The organism is Streptomyces sp. NPDC005761, from assembly GCF_040630635.1.
Classification (GTDB): domain Bacteria; phylum Actinomycetota; class Actinomycetes; order Streptomycetales; family Streptomycetaceae; genus Streptomyces.
This window is the reverse complement of record NZ_JBEXXX010000022.1, coordinates 1-12,717: the sequence shown is the minus strand read 5'-3', so window position 1 is coordinate 12,717 and position 12,717 is coordinate 1. Positions and strand designations below refer to the sequence as shown.

At 68.7% G+C, this 12,717-nt stretch carries 11 protein-coding genes and 1 riboswitch; of the genes, 5 read left to right on the top strand and 6 right to left on the bottom strand.

What is annotated here, in order from left to right; all coding sequences use genetic code 11:
• Positions 1–4 precede the first annotated feature (4 nt).
• Positions 5–217, top strand: coding sequence for a hypothetical protein (locus ABZ434_RS20620; RefSeq protein ID WP_359138623.1), 213 nt, complete (start codon positions 5–7; stop codon positions 215–217).
• A 4-nt stretch (positions 218–221) separates the two neighbouring features.
• Here the strand turns inward: ABZ434_RS20620 and ABZ434_RS20615 are convergent, their stop codons facing one another.
• The 6 genes from ABZ434_RS20615 to ABZ434_RS20590 form a co-directional block, all read right to left on the bottom strand.
• A complete protein-coding gene (locus tag ABZ434_RS20615; protein ID WP_328896255.1) occupies positions 222–1,238 on the bottom strand; it encodes a ribonucleotide-diphosphate reductase subunit beta in 1,017 nt (338 codons plus the stop codon).
• Entirely contained in the window at positions 1,238–3,646 is a 2,409-nt protein-coding gene (locus tag ABZ434_RS20610; RefSeq protein WP_359138620.1) for a ribonucleoside-diphosphate reductase subunit alpha, read from the bottom strand. Before ABZ434_RS20610 ends, ABZ434_RS20615 begins: the two co-directional genes overlap by 1 nt.
• A gap of 133 nt (positions 3,647–3,779) precedes the next feature.
• A riboswitch (cobalamin riboswitch) is annotated at positions 3,780–3,917 on the bottom strand.
• 52 nt (positions 3,918–3,969) lie between these two features.
• The gene (locus tag ABZ434_RS20605; RefSeq protein WP_359138616.1) at positions 3,970–4,482 is read right to left on the bottom strand and encodes a GNAT family N-acetyltransferase; all 513 of its coding nucleotides are present in this window, start codon (positions 4,480–4,482) and stop codon (positions 3,970–3,972) included.
• A gap of 118 nt (positions 4,483–4,600) precedes the next feature.
• Positions 4,601–6,235, bottom strand: coding sequence for a monocarboxylate uptake permease MctP (gene mctP, locus ABZ434_RS20600; RefSeq protein ID WP_359138614.1), 1,635 nt, complete (start codon positions 6,233–6,235; stop codon positions 4,601–4,603).
• Positions 6,232–6,486, bottom strand: coding sequence for a DUF3311 domain-containing protein (locus ABZ434_RS20595; protein ID WP_359138612.1), 255 nt, complete (start codon positions 6,484–6,486; stop codon positions 6,232–6,234). The genes mctP and ABZ434_RS20595 overlap by 4 nt, the downstream gene beginning before the upstream one ends.
• A gap of 272 nt (positions 6,487–6,758) precedes the next feature.
• Positions 6,759–7,523 (bottom strand): GntR family transcriptional regulator, encoded by a 765-nt coding sequence (locus ABZ434_RS20590; RefSeq protein WP_219567584.1) that lies wholly within the window; start codon positions 7,521–7,523, stop codon positions 6,759–6,761.
• Positions 7,524–7,828: 305 nt separating this feature from the next.
• Here ABZ434_RS20590 and ABZ434_RS20585 point away from each other — a divergent pair, with 305 nt between their 5' ends.
• From ABZ434_RS20585 to ABZ434_RS20570, 4 genes are all read left to right on the top strand, one after another.
• A complete protein-coding gene (locus tag ABZ434_RS20585; protein ID WP_359138610.1) occupies positions 7,829–9,112 on the top strand; it encodes an extracellular solute-binding protein in 1,284 nt (427 codons plus the stop codon).
• An 85-nt stretch (positions 9,113–9,197) separates the two neighbouring features.
• Positions 9,198–10,184 (top strand): sugar ABC transporter permease, encoded by a 987-nt coding sequence (locus ABZ434_RS20580; RefSeq protein WP_359138608.1) that lies wholly within the window; start codon positions 9,198–9,200, stop codon positions 10,182–10,184.
• A complete protein-coding gene (locus tag ABZ434_RS20575) occupies positions 10,181–11,011 on the top strand; it encodes a carbohydrate ABC transporter permease (RefSeq protein ID WP_359138606.1) in 831 nt (276 codons plus the stop codon). The genes ABZ434_RS20580 and ABZ434_RS20575 overlap by 4 nt, the downstream gene beginning before the upstream one ends.
• Positions 11,012–11,019: 8 nt before the next feature.
• Positions 11,020–12,570 (top strand): glycoside hydrolase family 3 protein, encoded by a 1,551-nt coding sequence (locus tag ABZ434_RS20570; RefSeq protein WP_359138604.1) that lies wholly within the window; start codon positions 11,020–11,022, stop codon positions 12,568–12,570.
• Positions 12,571–12,717 lie beyond the last annotated feature (147 nt).

The window sequence follows — 12,717 nt, the reverse complement described above, 5'->3', positions numbered from 1 at the left end:
AGGCATGAACACATTCCAGAACGTCCTGGGCATATCCGTTGTTTTCGCTCTCGTCCTGCTGCCGGTGCTGATCGGCATCGTCCGCGAGAGCCGCATCGACCGCGAGCTCCGGGAAGCTGAACGGGCCCGGAGTACCGAACCCCCGCAAACGGCGGACGCCGCGCGGCCGGTGAAGGCCGCACGGCGTCCGTACGTGAGGAGCTGGGCGAGGATCTGAGGAATCAGAAGTCGTCGTCGAAGCCGACCGTGCCCTCGACGGCCACCTGGTAGGCGGACGGGCGGCGCTCGAAGAAGTTCGTCAGCTCCTGGACCCCCTGGAGCTCCATGAACGAGAACGGGTTCTCCGAGCCGTACACCGCCGGGAAGCCCAGCCGGGTGAGCCGCTGGTCGGCGACGCACTCCAGGTACTGGCGCATCGACTCGGTGTTCATCCCGGGCAGGCCCTCGCCGCACAGGTCCCGGCCGAACTGCAGCTCCGCCTCGACGGCCTCCTTCAGCATGTCGGTCACCTGCTGCTGGAGCGCGTCGTCGAAGAGGTCGGGCTCCTCCTTGCGGACGGTGTCCACGACCTCGAACGCGAAGTTCATGTGCATCGTCTCGTCACGGAACACCCAGTTGGTGCCCGTGGCGAGGCCGTGCAGCAGCCCGCGCGAGCGGAACCAGTACACGTACGCGAAGGCGCCGTAGAAGAACAGCCCCTCGATGCACGCCGCGAAGCAGATCAGGTTCAGCAGGAAGCGGCGGCGGTCGGCCTTCGTCTCCAGCCGGTCGATCTTCTCCACCGAGTCCATCCACCGGAAGCAGAACTGCGCCTTCTCGCGGATCGAAGGGATCTCCTCGACCGCGTCGAAAGCGGCCGCCCGGTCGTCCGGATCGGGCAGATACGTGTCGAGCAGCGTCAGATAGAACTGGACGTGCACGGCCTCCTCGAAGAGCTGCCGAGACAGGTACAGCCGCGCTTCCGGGGAGTTGATGTGCTTGTACAGCGTCAGCACGAGGTTGTTGGAGACGATCGAGTCGCCGGTCGCGAAGAAGGCCACCAGCCGGCCGATCAGATGCTGCTCGGCGGGCGACATCTTGGCGAGGTCCGCCACGTCGGAGTGGAGGTCGACCTCCTCCACGTGCCAGGTGTTCTTGATCGCGTCCCGGTAGCGCTCGTAGAAGTCCGGGTAGCGCATCGGCCGCAGGGTCAGTTCGAAGCCCGGGTCCAGCAGGTTCTTGTCGTCGTTGGAGCTCATTACTGGCAGGCCTCGCAGGACTCGGGGTTTTCCAGGGAGCAGGCGATCGCGTCCGCGTCGGGTGCGGGCGCCTGCTCGGGGATCGGGGCGGCGGACGCCGCACGGGCGATCCGGGTGGCCGGACGGGAGCGCAGGTAGTACGTCGTCTTCAGCCCCTGCTTCCAGGCGTACGCGTACATCGAGGAGAGCTTGCCGATCGTCGGCGTCTCCAGGAAGAGGTTCAGCGACTGGCTCTGGTCGAGGAACGGCGTACGGGCGGCCGCCATGTCGATCAGCCCGCGCTGCGGGATCTCCCACGCCGTGCGGTACAGCGCCCGCACCTCCTCGGGGATCCACGCGAAGCCCTGCACCGAGCCGCTCGCCTCGCGCAGCGCCTCGCGGGTCCGGGCGTCCCACACGCCGAGCTTCTTCAGCTCGTCCACCAGATACCCGTTGACCTGGAGGAACTCACCGCTGAGCGTCTCGCGCTTGAAGAGATTGGAGACCTGCGGCTCGATGCACTCGTACACACCCGCGATCGAGGCGATCGTCGCGGTCGGCGCGATGGCCAGGAGCAGCGAGTTGCGCATGCCGGTCTCCGCGACCCGGGCGCGCAGGGCGTCCCAGCGCTCCGGCCAGTGGAACTCGGTGTCGTAGTGGTCGGGGTGCAGCACACCGCGGGCGGCACGTGTCTCGGCCCAGGCGGGCAGCGGGCCGGAGCGCTCCGCGAGATCGCAGGACGCCTCGTAGGCGGCGAGCATGATCCGCTCGGAGATCTTCGTCGACAGGGCGCGGGCCTCGGGGGAGTCGAACGGCAGCCGCAGCCGGAAGAAGACGTCCTGGAGGCCCATGGCACCCAGACCCACCGGCCGCCAGCGGGCGTTGGACCGGCCGGCCTGCTCGGTCGGGTAGAAGTTGATGTCCACGACCCGGTCGAGGAAGGTCACGGCGGTGCGGACGGTGGCGTCGAGGCGCTCCCAGTCGATCGTGCCGCCCTCGACGAACGCGCCGAGGTTGACCGAGCCGAGGTTGCAGACGGCCGTCTCGCCGTCGTCCGTGACCTCCAGGATCTCGGTGCACAGGTTCGACGAGTGCACGACGCGGCCCGGCTCGGCGGTCTGGTTCGCGGTGCGGTTGGAGGCGTCCTTGAACGTCATCCAGCCCTGGCCGGTCTGGGCGAGGGTCCGCATCATCCGGCCGTACAGCTCACGGGCCGGCATGGTCTTGCGGGCCAGGCCCTTGGCCTCGGCGGCCCGGTAGGCGGCGTCGAACTCGTCGCCCCAGAGGTCGACCAGTTCGGGCACGTCGGCCGGGGAGAACAGCGACCAGGTGCCGTCCGCGTCCACCCGGCGCATGAACTCGTCGGGGATCCAGTGCGCCAGGTTGAGGTTGTGCGTACGCCTCTGGTCCTCGCCCGTGTTGTCGCGCAGCTCCAGGAACTCCTCGATGTCCGCGTGCCACGTCTCCAGGTAGACGGCGGCGGCGCCCTTGCGCCGGCCGCCCTGGTTGACCGCGGCGACGGAGGCGTCGAGCGTCTTCAGGAACGGCACGATGCCGTTGGAGTGCCCGTTGGTGCCGCGGATCAGCGAACCGCGGGCGCGGATGCGGGAGTACGAGAGACCGATGCCGCCCGCGTGCTTGGACAGGCGCGCCACCTGGTGGTAGCGGTCGTAGATGGAGTCCAGCTCGTCCAGCGGGGAGTCCAGCAGGTAGCAGGAGGACATCTGCGGGTGCCGGGTACCGGAGTTGAAGAGCGTGGGGGAGGAGGGCAGGTAGTCCAGTCGGCTCATCAGCCCGTACAGCGCGGTGACCTCGTCCAGAGCGCGCTCGGAGGTGTCCTCGGCGAGACCGGAGGCGACGCGCAGCATGAAGTGCTGCGGCGTCTCGATGACCTGACGGGTGAGCGGGTGGCGCAGCAGGTAGCGGCTGTGCAGGGTGCGCAGACCGAAGTAGCCGAAGCGGTCGTCGGCGCCGTCGGCGAGCGACCGCCCGACCAGCGCGTCCAGGGCGGCCGCGTGGAGCGTGACGAACTCGGCGGTGCGGTCCGCGATCAGGCCCTCACGGTGCCCGACGGCGACCGAGGCGGAGAACGACGTCGCGCCCTGCCCGGCCGCCTCGTCCGCGATGGTGCGGGTGAGGAGACGGGCGGCGAGCCGGGAGTAGGCGGGGTCCTCGGAGATCAGGCCCGCGGCGGCCTCGGTGGCCAGCGAGCGCAGCTCGGCCTCGTCCGACCGGGCGTTGCGGCCGCGCAGCGCGGCGGCGGCGACGCGTCCGGGGTCGGTGTCGGGCAGATCGGCGGTGAGGTCGGTGAGGGTCCGCAGCAGTGCGGTCCCGGGTCCGTCCTTCGCGGGTCCGCCGGACCGGGCCGCCTCGGCCTCGGCTGCTTCGGACTCGGCCGCTGAAACCGGATCGGCTGGCGCGATGGTCACGCGGTGCTCTCCCTCGCTCGGCTCGGGGCCTTCGGGGAGCGGGGGCAGCCGGGCGGGGCGCGGCAGGGCAGCGCTCCGTGCGGCGTCCACCGGCCCATCCACGAGGCCCGGACGTCTGGGCATCCGGATCGGTCGAGCCGGATGCGCTGTCGGCAGGATCTCGGACTCAGGGGTGCGCAAATGCGCACCGAACACACCGTTGCGGGACAGTTCCGGATTCGCACCGGATTTCCCTGCGGCGACAGCGAGCACGAGCATACATGTGGGGGCTGCCGGATGCGGCAGCCCCCACATGTTGTGTCGTACGTGGCCCCAGCGCGCTCTCACGCCACGGGACGGAGCTCCAGACGGTAGGTCAGCAGCTTCAGGTCGGCGATCGGATTCCAGTCCCTCTCGGGGGTCCGTACGAAACCGAGGCGCCCGTAGATCCGGTGGGCCCCGAGCATCCCCGGCTGCGTCGACAGGACGAGCCCCGTGACCCCCGCGGTGCCCCGTGCGCGGTCGATACAGGCCCGTACGAGCGCCTCGCCCGCCCCGGCGCCACGGGCCTCGTGGGAGACCGCCAGCATCCGGAACTCGGCCTCGTCGGCCGCCGCGATGTCGGCCCACGGGTTGCCCGGCGGGGCGTAGGTGACCCCGCCCAGGACGCGGCCCTCCGCATCGGCGGCCACCAGCACCTCGGCCTCGGCTGCGCGGCGGGGCACGTCGCGCAGCTGCACCAGGTACGGATCGTCGGCGCCGAAGTCCAGGAGGCCGTCGCCGAGATAGGCCTGAGCGGTGATCTCGCCGAGGAGCGCGTGCTCGGCAGGCTCGACCGGCCGGATCGTCATGTCCATACGTGGCAGTGTGCCGCACGCACGGGCCGGGGCCGCAAGGGCTTTTCCGCCCCGGCTCGCGAACGGGCCGCCGCACCCTCGCGGAGGGTGACGGCGGCCCGTTCACGCAGGGCGCAGGTCAGTGACCGCCGGCCGCACCGGCGGTGGCCGGCGGGAGCTCCGTCTTCACACCCGGGTCGCCCGCGTCCGCGGTGTAGTCGCCCGGGGAGGTCTCGTCGACCCCGGCGGGCGCCTTCACGGCGTTCAGGACGAAGGTGAGGACGACGACGACCACGACGTTCAGCACGAAGGCCGTCAGACCGATGTAGCCGATCTCGCCGATGCCCGGGATCTCCTTGGAGGACCCGCCGAAGTGCTTCTGGGTCGGGCTGGCGACCCCGTACGCGGCAGCCGTTCCGTAGACCATGCCGACCGCCCAGCCCGCGAGCAGCGCCCAGCGGTGGAACCACCGGGTGAACAGCCCGCCGACCAGGGCCGGCATCGTCTGGAGGATCCAGATCCCGCCGAGCAGCTGGAAGTTGATCGCGACCGTCTTGTCCATGGTGAGGACGAAGGCGAGCGCGCCGACCTTCACGAGCAGCGACACCAGCTTGGAGACCTTGGTCTCCTGCGCGGGTGTGGCGTCGGGCTTCAGGAAGTCCTTGTAGATGTTGCGGGTGAACAGGTTCGCCGCGGCGATCGACATGATCGCGGCCGGCACCAGCGCGCCGATGCCGATGGCGGCGAAGGCCACACCCGCGAACCAGTCGGGGAACATGTTCTCGAACAACTGCGGGATCGCCAGCTGGCCGTTGTCCACCTTGACCCCGGCGGCGATCGCCATGAAGCCGAGCAGCGCGAGCAGGCCCAGCATCAGTGAGTACAGCGGCAGGATCGTCGTGTTGCGGCGGATCACGTCACGGCTGCGGCTGGAGAGCGTCGCCGTGATCGAGTGCGGGTACATGAAGAGCGCCAGCGCCGACCCCAGCGCCAGGGTGGCGTAACCCCACTGGCCCGCCGCGCCGGGCGCGAGTCCGGCCACCGGTTTCCCGGCCGCCTCGTTCTTGGCCGAGAACGCCTCGCCCGCCTTGGCGAAGATGTCGTCGAAGCCGCCGAGCTTGATCGGGATGTAGATGATCGCCACGGCGATGACCAGGTAGATCAGTCCGTCCTTGACGAACGCGATCAGCGCGGGTGCGCGCAGGCCGGAGGAGTACGTGTACGCGGCGAGCACGGCGAACGCGATCAGCAGCGGCAGGTCCTTGATGAACCAGTGCGTGTTCTCGCCGCCGCCGACGCCCATCACGTCCAGTACCGCCTGGATGCCGACGAGTTGCAGCGCGATGTAGGGCATCGTGGCGAGGATGCCGGTGACGGCGACCGCCAGCGAGAGCCCCTTGGAGCCGAAGCGGCCGCGGACGAAGTCCGAGGTGGTGACGTAGCCGTGCTTGTGCGAGACCGACCACAGGCGCGGCAGGAACGTGAAGATCAGCGGGTACACCAGGATGGTGTAGGGAACCGCGAAGAAGCCGGCCGCTCCCGCCGCGTAGATCGCCGCCGGTACGGCGACGAAGGTGTACGCGGTGTACAGGTCGCCGCCGAGCAGGAACCAGGTGACCCAGGTGCCGAACGACCTTCCGCCCAGCCCCCATTCGTCGAGGCTGGCCTCGTTCTCGGCCTTGCGCCAGCGGGCGGCCATGAAGCCGACGACCGTGACGGCCAGGAAGAAGAAGATGAAGACGCCGAGTGCGACGCCGTTCACGCCGTCCTTCATGCTGACGCACCTCCCTTGCGGGAGCGCTGGTCACGCTGCCACAGCTTGTACGCGACCATCGTGAGCGCCGTGGAGATCAGCACCCAGAGCATCTGGTACCAGTAGAAGAACGGGATCCCGATGAAGGTCGGATCGACCTTGGCGTACGAACTCACCCAGAGCATCGCCACGAACGGCGCGATGAGACAGAGGGCGATGACCACCCGCATCGGTGTGACGGTGGGTGGTTTTCCTTCTGGGCCTGCTGGCATGGCGGCGACTCCGTCCCCTCGCTGATCACCTGGTGTAATGCGCACGAAATCTAGGCGAGGGATCCGGCCACCGTCACCCCCTGTCCGCATTGCGGTCCGGCAACGGTCCTGTGCGGTCGGACGCCTGGCCGAAATGACGTCAAACGTCTGGGTGTTGGTCCAGACCAATCAGGGGTGGGAGGTCCATGGGCAGCGAACAGCCCCCGTGGGAAGGGTTCCACGGGGGCTGTGCGGGCGAACGGTGACGCGACCCGGCCGGTCCGGCGGCAGGGTCAGTCCAGCGGCCGCTTCAGGCGGGCCACGAACTTGTAGCGGTCGCCCCGGTAGACCGAGCGGACCCATTCGACCGGCTCGCCCTGGCCGTCCAGCGAGTGGCGGGACAGCATCAGCATCGGAAGCCCGACGTCCGTGCCGAGCAGGCCGGCTTCGCGCGGGGTGGCGAGGGAGGTCTCGATGGTCTCCTCGGCCTCGGCCAGCCGTACGTCGTACACCTCCGCCAGGGCCGTGTAGAGGGAGGTGTACTTCACGAGCGAACGCCGTAGCGCGGGAAAGCGTTTGGCCGAGAGGTGCGTGGTCTCGATGGCCATCGGCTCACCGCTCGCCAGGCGCAGCCGTTCGATCCGCAGCACGCGCCCGCCCGCACTGATGTCGAGCAGTCCGGCAAGCGTGTCGTCGGCCGTCACGTAGCCGATGTCCAGGAGTTGGGACGTCGGTTCCAGGCCCTGGGCGCGCATGTCTTCGGTGTACGAGGTGAGCTGGAGGGCCTGCGAGACCTTCGGCTTGGCGACGAAGGTTCCCTTCCCCTGGATGCGCTCCAGCCGGCCCTCGACGACCAGTTCCTGGAGCGCCTGGCGCACGGTGGTGCGCGAGGTGTCGAATTCGGCGGCCAGGGTCCGCTCCGGGGGCACGGGGGTGCCCGGCGGCATGGTGTCCGTCATGTCGAGCAGATGTCGCTTCAGCCGGTAGTACTTCGGGACGCGCGCGGTGCGCGTCCCGGCGCCCGTCTCGTTCCCCGCACTGCCCCCGTCGGCACCCATGGCCCGCCTTCCCGACTGCTGCGTTGCTGCCGTCACCGGCTCCTCCGTCTGTCGCGGCTCACATGGTGGCACGGTCCGGTCACGGCTCGTCGCCCTCCCTCAGGTGTCGGTCCTATAACGGACGCGAGTGCACTTCTTATACACCCTTGACACCCCTAAAGGTCTAGGCCAAGCTCCCGGTACTGGTCTAAACCATTAAAGACCAGGTCCCAGCCCCACGGGCAGTACCCGTCGCATTTCATTGTGCGGCGGTGGGCGTTCTCGGGTGGTGGGGGGAATTCTCTTGCATCCCTGAGGAGGGTGTCGTGAAGCGCGGACTCATCGCGGCCATTGGCGTCGTGGCTCTGTTGGCCGGTGCCACTGCCTGTGGCTCGGACGACAAGACCGACAGCAGCAGCAAGAAGACGGGCCCCGACAGCTACAAGGGTCAGACGCTGACTGTCTGGGCCATGGACGGCTCGACGCCTCCCGGCTGGACCAAGGACCTGACCGCCGCCTTCGAGAAGAAGACCGGCGCCAAGCTGAAGTTCGAGACCCAGAAGTGGGACGGCATTCAGCAGAAGATCACGACGGCTCTCTCCGAGTCGACCCCGCCGGACGTCATCGAGGTCGGCAACACCCAGACCCCGGCCTACGCGGCAACGGGCGGCCTCTCCGACCTGAGTGACCTCAAGGCGGAGATCGGCGGCGACTGGGTCGAGGCGCTCAACAAGTCCTCGGTCTTCGACGGCAAGCAGTACGCCGCCCCGTGGTACTTCGCCAACCGCGTCGTCATCTACAACAAGAAGGTCTGGGCCGACGCCGGCATCAAGGACACCCCGAAGACGCGGGACGAGTTCTTCAAGGACCTGGACGCCATCAAGGCGAAGGGCAAGGCCGAGCCGATCTACCTGCCCGGCCAGAACTGGTACTTCTTCGACGGCCTGACCATCGGCCAGGGCGCGGACCTCGTGAAGAAGGAAGGGGACAAGTACGTCTCCAACCTCTCCGACCCCAAGGTCACCGCGGCCATGGAGCTCTACAAGAAGTACCAGGGCTACTCCAAGGCTCCCAAGGACAAGGACGAGGCCACCCCGCAGCAGGCCGAGGTCTTCGCCAAGGGCAACGTGGGTGCCTTCATCGGCATGGGCTGGGAGGCCGGCACGGCCATCGCGGCCAACAAGAAGATCGAGAGCGACATCGGCTACTTCACCATCCCGGGTGAGACCGCCGCCAAGCCCGAGGGTGTCTTCCTCGGCGGCTCGAACTTCGCGGTCGCCGCGGGCAGCAAGAAGCAGGACCTCGCCAAGGAGTTCCTGAAGCTCTCCCTGTCCGACCAGTTCGAGGGCCAGCTGGCCAAGGAGAACGGCGTCATCCCGAACAAGGAGTCGCTCAACTCCAACCTGACCGGAAACGGCGCCGCCGAGGCCGCCGCCCCGGCCGCCGCCGCCGGTGGCACCACCCCGCTCATCCCCGAGTGGGCCGCAGTCGAGAACGCGCCGAACCCGATCAAGAGCTACATGACCGCGGTTCTGAACGGCAAGTCCCCGGCCGAAGCCGCCAAGGCGGTCGAGTCCGAGATCAACAAGCGTCTCTCGCAGAAGAGCTGATCGAACGCGCCGGGGGGCGGGCGACCACCGCCCCCCGGCGCACTCGCGTGACTCGACCGTACGGCCCAAGACAGAGATGGCGAGCATGTCAGTGCAGACCGAAAAAGTGGACTCGGTCCCGGCAGCCGGCGTCCGCAAGGATGTCGCCCCTTCCGGTGGCCCCGCCGCATCGAGCAAGGAGCGGGCCGGCGGCTCCGCCCCCTACCTCCTCCTCGTGCCCGCACTGCTCGTCACAGCGGTGCTCCTGGGCTACCCACTGGTCAAGAACGGCATGCTGTCGTTCCAGAACCTCAACCCGCGCCAGCTGATCCTCCACCTGACCGAGTGGAACGGCATCGACAACTACAAGGAAGTCCTCGGTAGTTCGGACTTCTGGAGAGTCGTCGAGCGATCGGTCCTCTTCACCGCCGCCAACGTCGTCCTGATCATGGTGATCGGGATGCTGGTCGGCCTCCTGCTCGCGCGTCTGGGCAAGAAGATGCGCCTGGTCCTCATGCTGGGCCTGGTGCTCGCCTGGGCCATGCCGATGATCGCGGCGACGACGGTCTACCAGTGGCTGTTCGCCCAGCGGTTCGGAGTCGTCAACTACGTCCTCGACAGCCTCGGCTGGCACTCGATGGCCGACTTCAACTGGACGAGCAGTCAGCTCTCCACGTTCTCGCTGGTCACCCTGGTGATCGTCTGGCAGTCCATCCCCTTCGTGGCGATCAACCTGTACGCCGCGTCGACGACGATCCCCAAGGAGTTGTACGAGGCCGCCTCGCTGGACGGCGCCAACTCCTGGAAGAGCTTCACCTTGGTGACGCTCCCGTTCCTCAAGCCGTTCCTGCTGGCCACGACGTTCCTCGAAGTCATCTGGGTCTTCAAGTGCTTCGCCCAGCTCTTCGCGATCAACGGCGGCGGCCCGGACCGGCTCACCGAGACCCTGCCCGTCTACGCGTTCGTCGAAGGTGTCGGCAACCAGCACTTCGGCATGGGTGCGGCCATCTCGTTCCTGACGATGCTCGTCCTGCTGGCGATGACCGCCTACTACCTGCGCACCGTACTCAAGCAAGAGGAGGACGAGCTGTGAAGCGCTCACTGTTCGGCCGGATCTGGCCCAACCTGACGGCAGTCGTCCTCTTCATAGGCTTCGCTTTCCCCGTCTACTGGATGTTCAGCACGGCCTTCAAGCCGACCGGCGACATCATCACCGACACCCCCGTGTGGTTCCCCACCGACATCACCTTCGAGCACTTCAAGAAGGCCATGGCGGCCGACCACTTCTGGACCCTGGTCGGCAACTCCTTCACGGTGACGATCGTCTCCGTGGTCGCCTCGCTGGTGATCGCTCTGCTGGCGTCCTTCGCCATGGCGCGCATGCGCTTCAAGGGCCGCCGCGGCATCCTGCTTATGTTCATGATCGCGCAGATGGCGCCCTGGGAAGTCATGGTCATCGCGATCTACATGCTGGTCCGCGACGCGGACATGCTGAACAGCCTGATCCCGCTGACGGCCTTCTACATGATGATGGTCCTGCCCTTCACCATCCTGACGCTGCGCGGCTACGTCGCCGCCGTGCCCAAGGAACTGGAGGAGTCCGCCATGGTCGACGGCTGCACCCGCCCGCAGGCGTTCAGGAAGGTGATCCTGCCCCTGCTCGGCCCCGGTCTGATGGCGACCTCGCTCTTCGGTTTCATCACCGCCTGGAACGAGTTCCCGCTCGTCCTCATCCTCAACAAGGACATCGAGTCCCAGACCCTGCCGCTCTGGCTCTCGCAGTTCCAGACCGCGTTCGGTGACGACTGGGGAGCGACCATGGCCGCCTCCTCACTCTTCGCGATCCCGATCCTGATCCTCTTCATCTACTTGCAGCGCAAGGCCGTCAGCGGTCTTACCGACGGCGCAGTGAAGGGATAACGCCTCCCATGACCACCCTGATCTCCACCACGGACACCGTCACCCGTGACGCTCTCGCCGTCCTGCAGCCGGGCTTCACCGGCACCACCGCACCGGACTGGCTGCTGCGTCGCGTCGGTGAAGGCCTCTCCTCCGTCGGGCTCTTCGGCCGCAACATCGAGACGCCCGGACAACTCGCCGCGCTCACCGCACAGCTCCGCGCCGAACGCGACGACGTGCTCGTCGCGATCGACGAGGAGGGCGGCGACGTCACCCGTCTGGAGGTGCGTCACGGCTCGTCCTTCCCGGGCAACCTGGCGCTCGGCTCCGTCGACGACGTCACGCTGACCCGAGCCGTGGCCCAGGAGCTGGGACGCCGGCTCGCCGACTGCGGCGTCAACCTCAACTGGGCGCCCTCCGCGGACGTCAATTCCAATCCGGGCAATCCGGTCATCGGTGTGCGGTCGTTCGGCGCCGACCCCCATCTGGTCGCGCGGCACACCGCCGCGTACGTCGAGGGCCTCCAGGCCGCCGGCGTCGCCGCCTGCACCAAGCACTTCCCGGGGCACGGCGACACCGCGGTCGACTCGCACCACGCGCTGCCGCGCATCGACGTGGACCTGGAAACCCTGCACGCCCGTGAACTGGTGCCGTTCCGGGCGGCCATCGCGGCGGGTTCCAGATCGGTGATGAGCGCGCACATCCTGCTTCCCGCGCTCGACCCGCACCGCCCGGCGACCCTGAGCCCGCAGATCCTGACCGGTCTGCTGCGCGAGGAACTGGGCTACGACGGCCTGATCGTCACCGACGCCGTGGAGATGCAGGCCATCGCCTCGACGTACGGGATCGAGCGCGGTTCGGTCCTCGCGATCGCGGCGGGTGCCGACGCGCTCTGCGTCGGCGGCGGCCTCGACGACGACAGCACGGTCCTGCGGCTGCGCGACGCGCTGGTCGCGGCGGTCCGTGCCGGTGAACTGCCCGAGGAGCGGCTCGCCGATGCCGCGGCCCGGGTACGGGCCCTCGCGTCCTGGACGCAGCGGGCCAGGGGGGCTGTCCCGGAGCCGGGCGCGGCAGCGCAGGAGGGGACCGTGCCCGGCACCGGAAACAGCACGCACATCGGCTCGGACATCGGTCTGGTCGCCGCCCGCCGTGCGGTGAAGGTGACCGGCACCGGCGAGCCGCTCACGGGGCCGGCGTACGTCGCCGCGTTCACCCCGGTCGCGAACATCGCCGTCGGTGACGAGACCCCGTGGGGCATCGCCGCCGAACTGGCCCGGCTGGTGCCCGGCACCGGCACCGACACCTACAGCAGCGAGTCCGAGGCCCCCGCGGCCGGTGTGCTGCGGGCCGCGGGGGAGCGCCGCATCGTCGCGGTCGTCCGCGACGCGCACCGCCACCCGTGGATGACCGAGGCCCTCGACGCGGTGCTCGCGGCGCGTCCGGACACGATCGTGGTCGAGATGGGCGTCCCCCAGGCCGAGCCCAGGGGTGCCCTGCACATCGCCACCCACGGCGCGGCCAGGGTCTGCGGCCGAGCGGCGGCGGAAGCGATCACCCGTTCGGGTCCGTCCGGCGCTTGAGGACGACGCGTCCACGCGGGACGCCCGGTACGCGAGAGGGCCGGGACACCACACGGTGTCCCGGCCCCCACGCGGACCGGGCGGACGGGGGGGGACCCCGCCGATAGATAGGGAGATGGGGGGGGTGGGGGAAAGTGTTTGGGAGGG

Bases quoted from the DNA above. Each gene is read 5' to 3' on its own strand.
- ABZ434_RS20590 (WP_219567584.1), bottom strand. From the start codon at position 7,523: ATGGGTGCCGACGGGGGCAGTGCGGGGAACGAGACGGGCGCCGGGACG.
- ABZ434_RS20570 (WP_359138604.1), top strand. From the start codon at position 11,020: ATGACCACCCTGATCTCCACCACGGACACCGTCACCCGTGACGCTCTC.
- ABZ434_RS20605 (WP_359138616.1), bottom strand. From the start codon at position 4,482: ATGGACATGACGATCCGGCCGGTCGAGCCTGCCGAGCACGCGCTCCTC.
- ABZ434_RS20580 (WP_359138608.1), top strand. From the start codon at position 9,198: ATGTCAGTGCAGACCGAAAAAGTGGACTCGGTCCCGGCAGCCGGCGTC.
- mctP (WP_359138614.1), bottom strand. From the start codon at position 6,235: ATGAAGGACGGCGTGAACGGCGTCGCACTCGGCGTCTTCATCTTCTTC.
- ABZ434_RS20595 (WP_359138612.1), bottom strand. From the start codon at position 6,486: ATGCCAGCAGGCCCAGAAGGAAAACCACCCACCGTCACACCGATGCGG.
- ABZ434_RS20620 (WP_359138623.1), top strand. From the start codon at position 5: ATGAACACATTCCAGAACGTCCTGGGCATATCCGTTGTTTTCGCTCTC.
- ABZ434_RS20615 (WP_328896255.1), bottom strand. From the start codon at position 1,238: ATGAGCTCCAACGACGACAAGAACCTGCTGGACCCGGGCTTCGAACTG.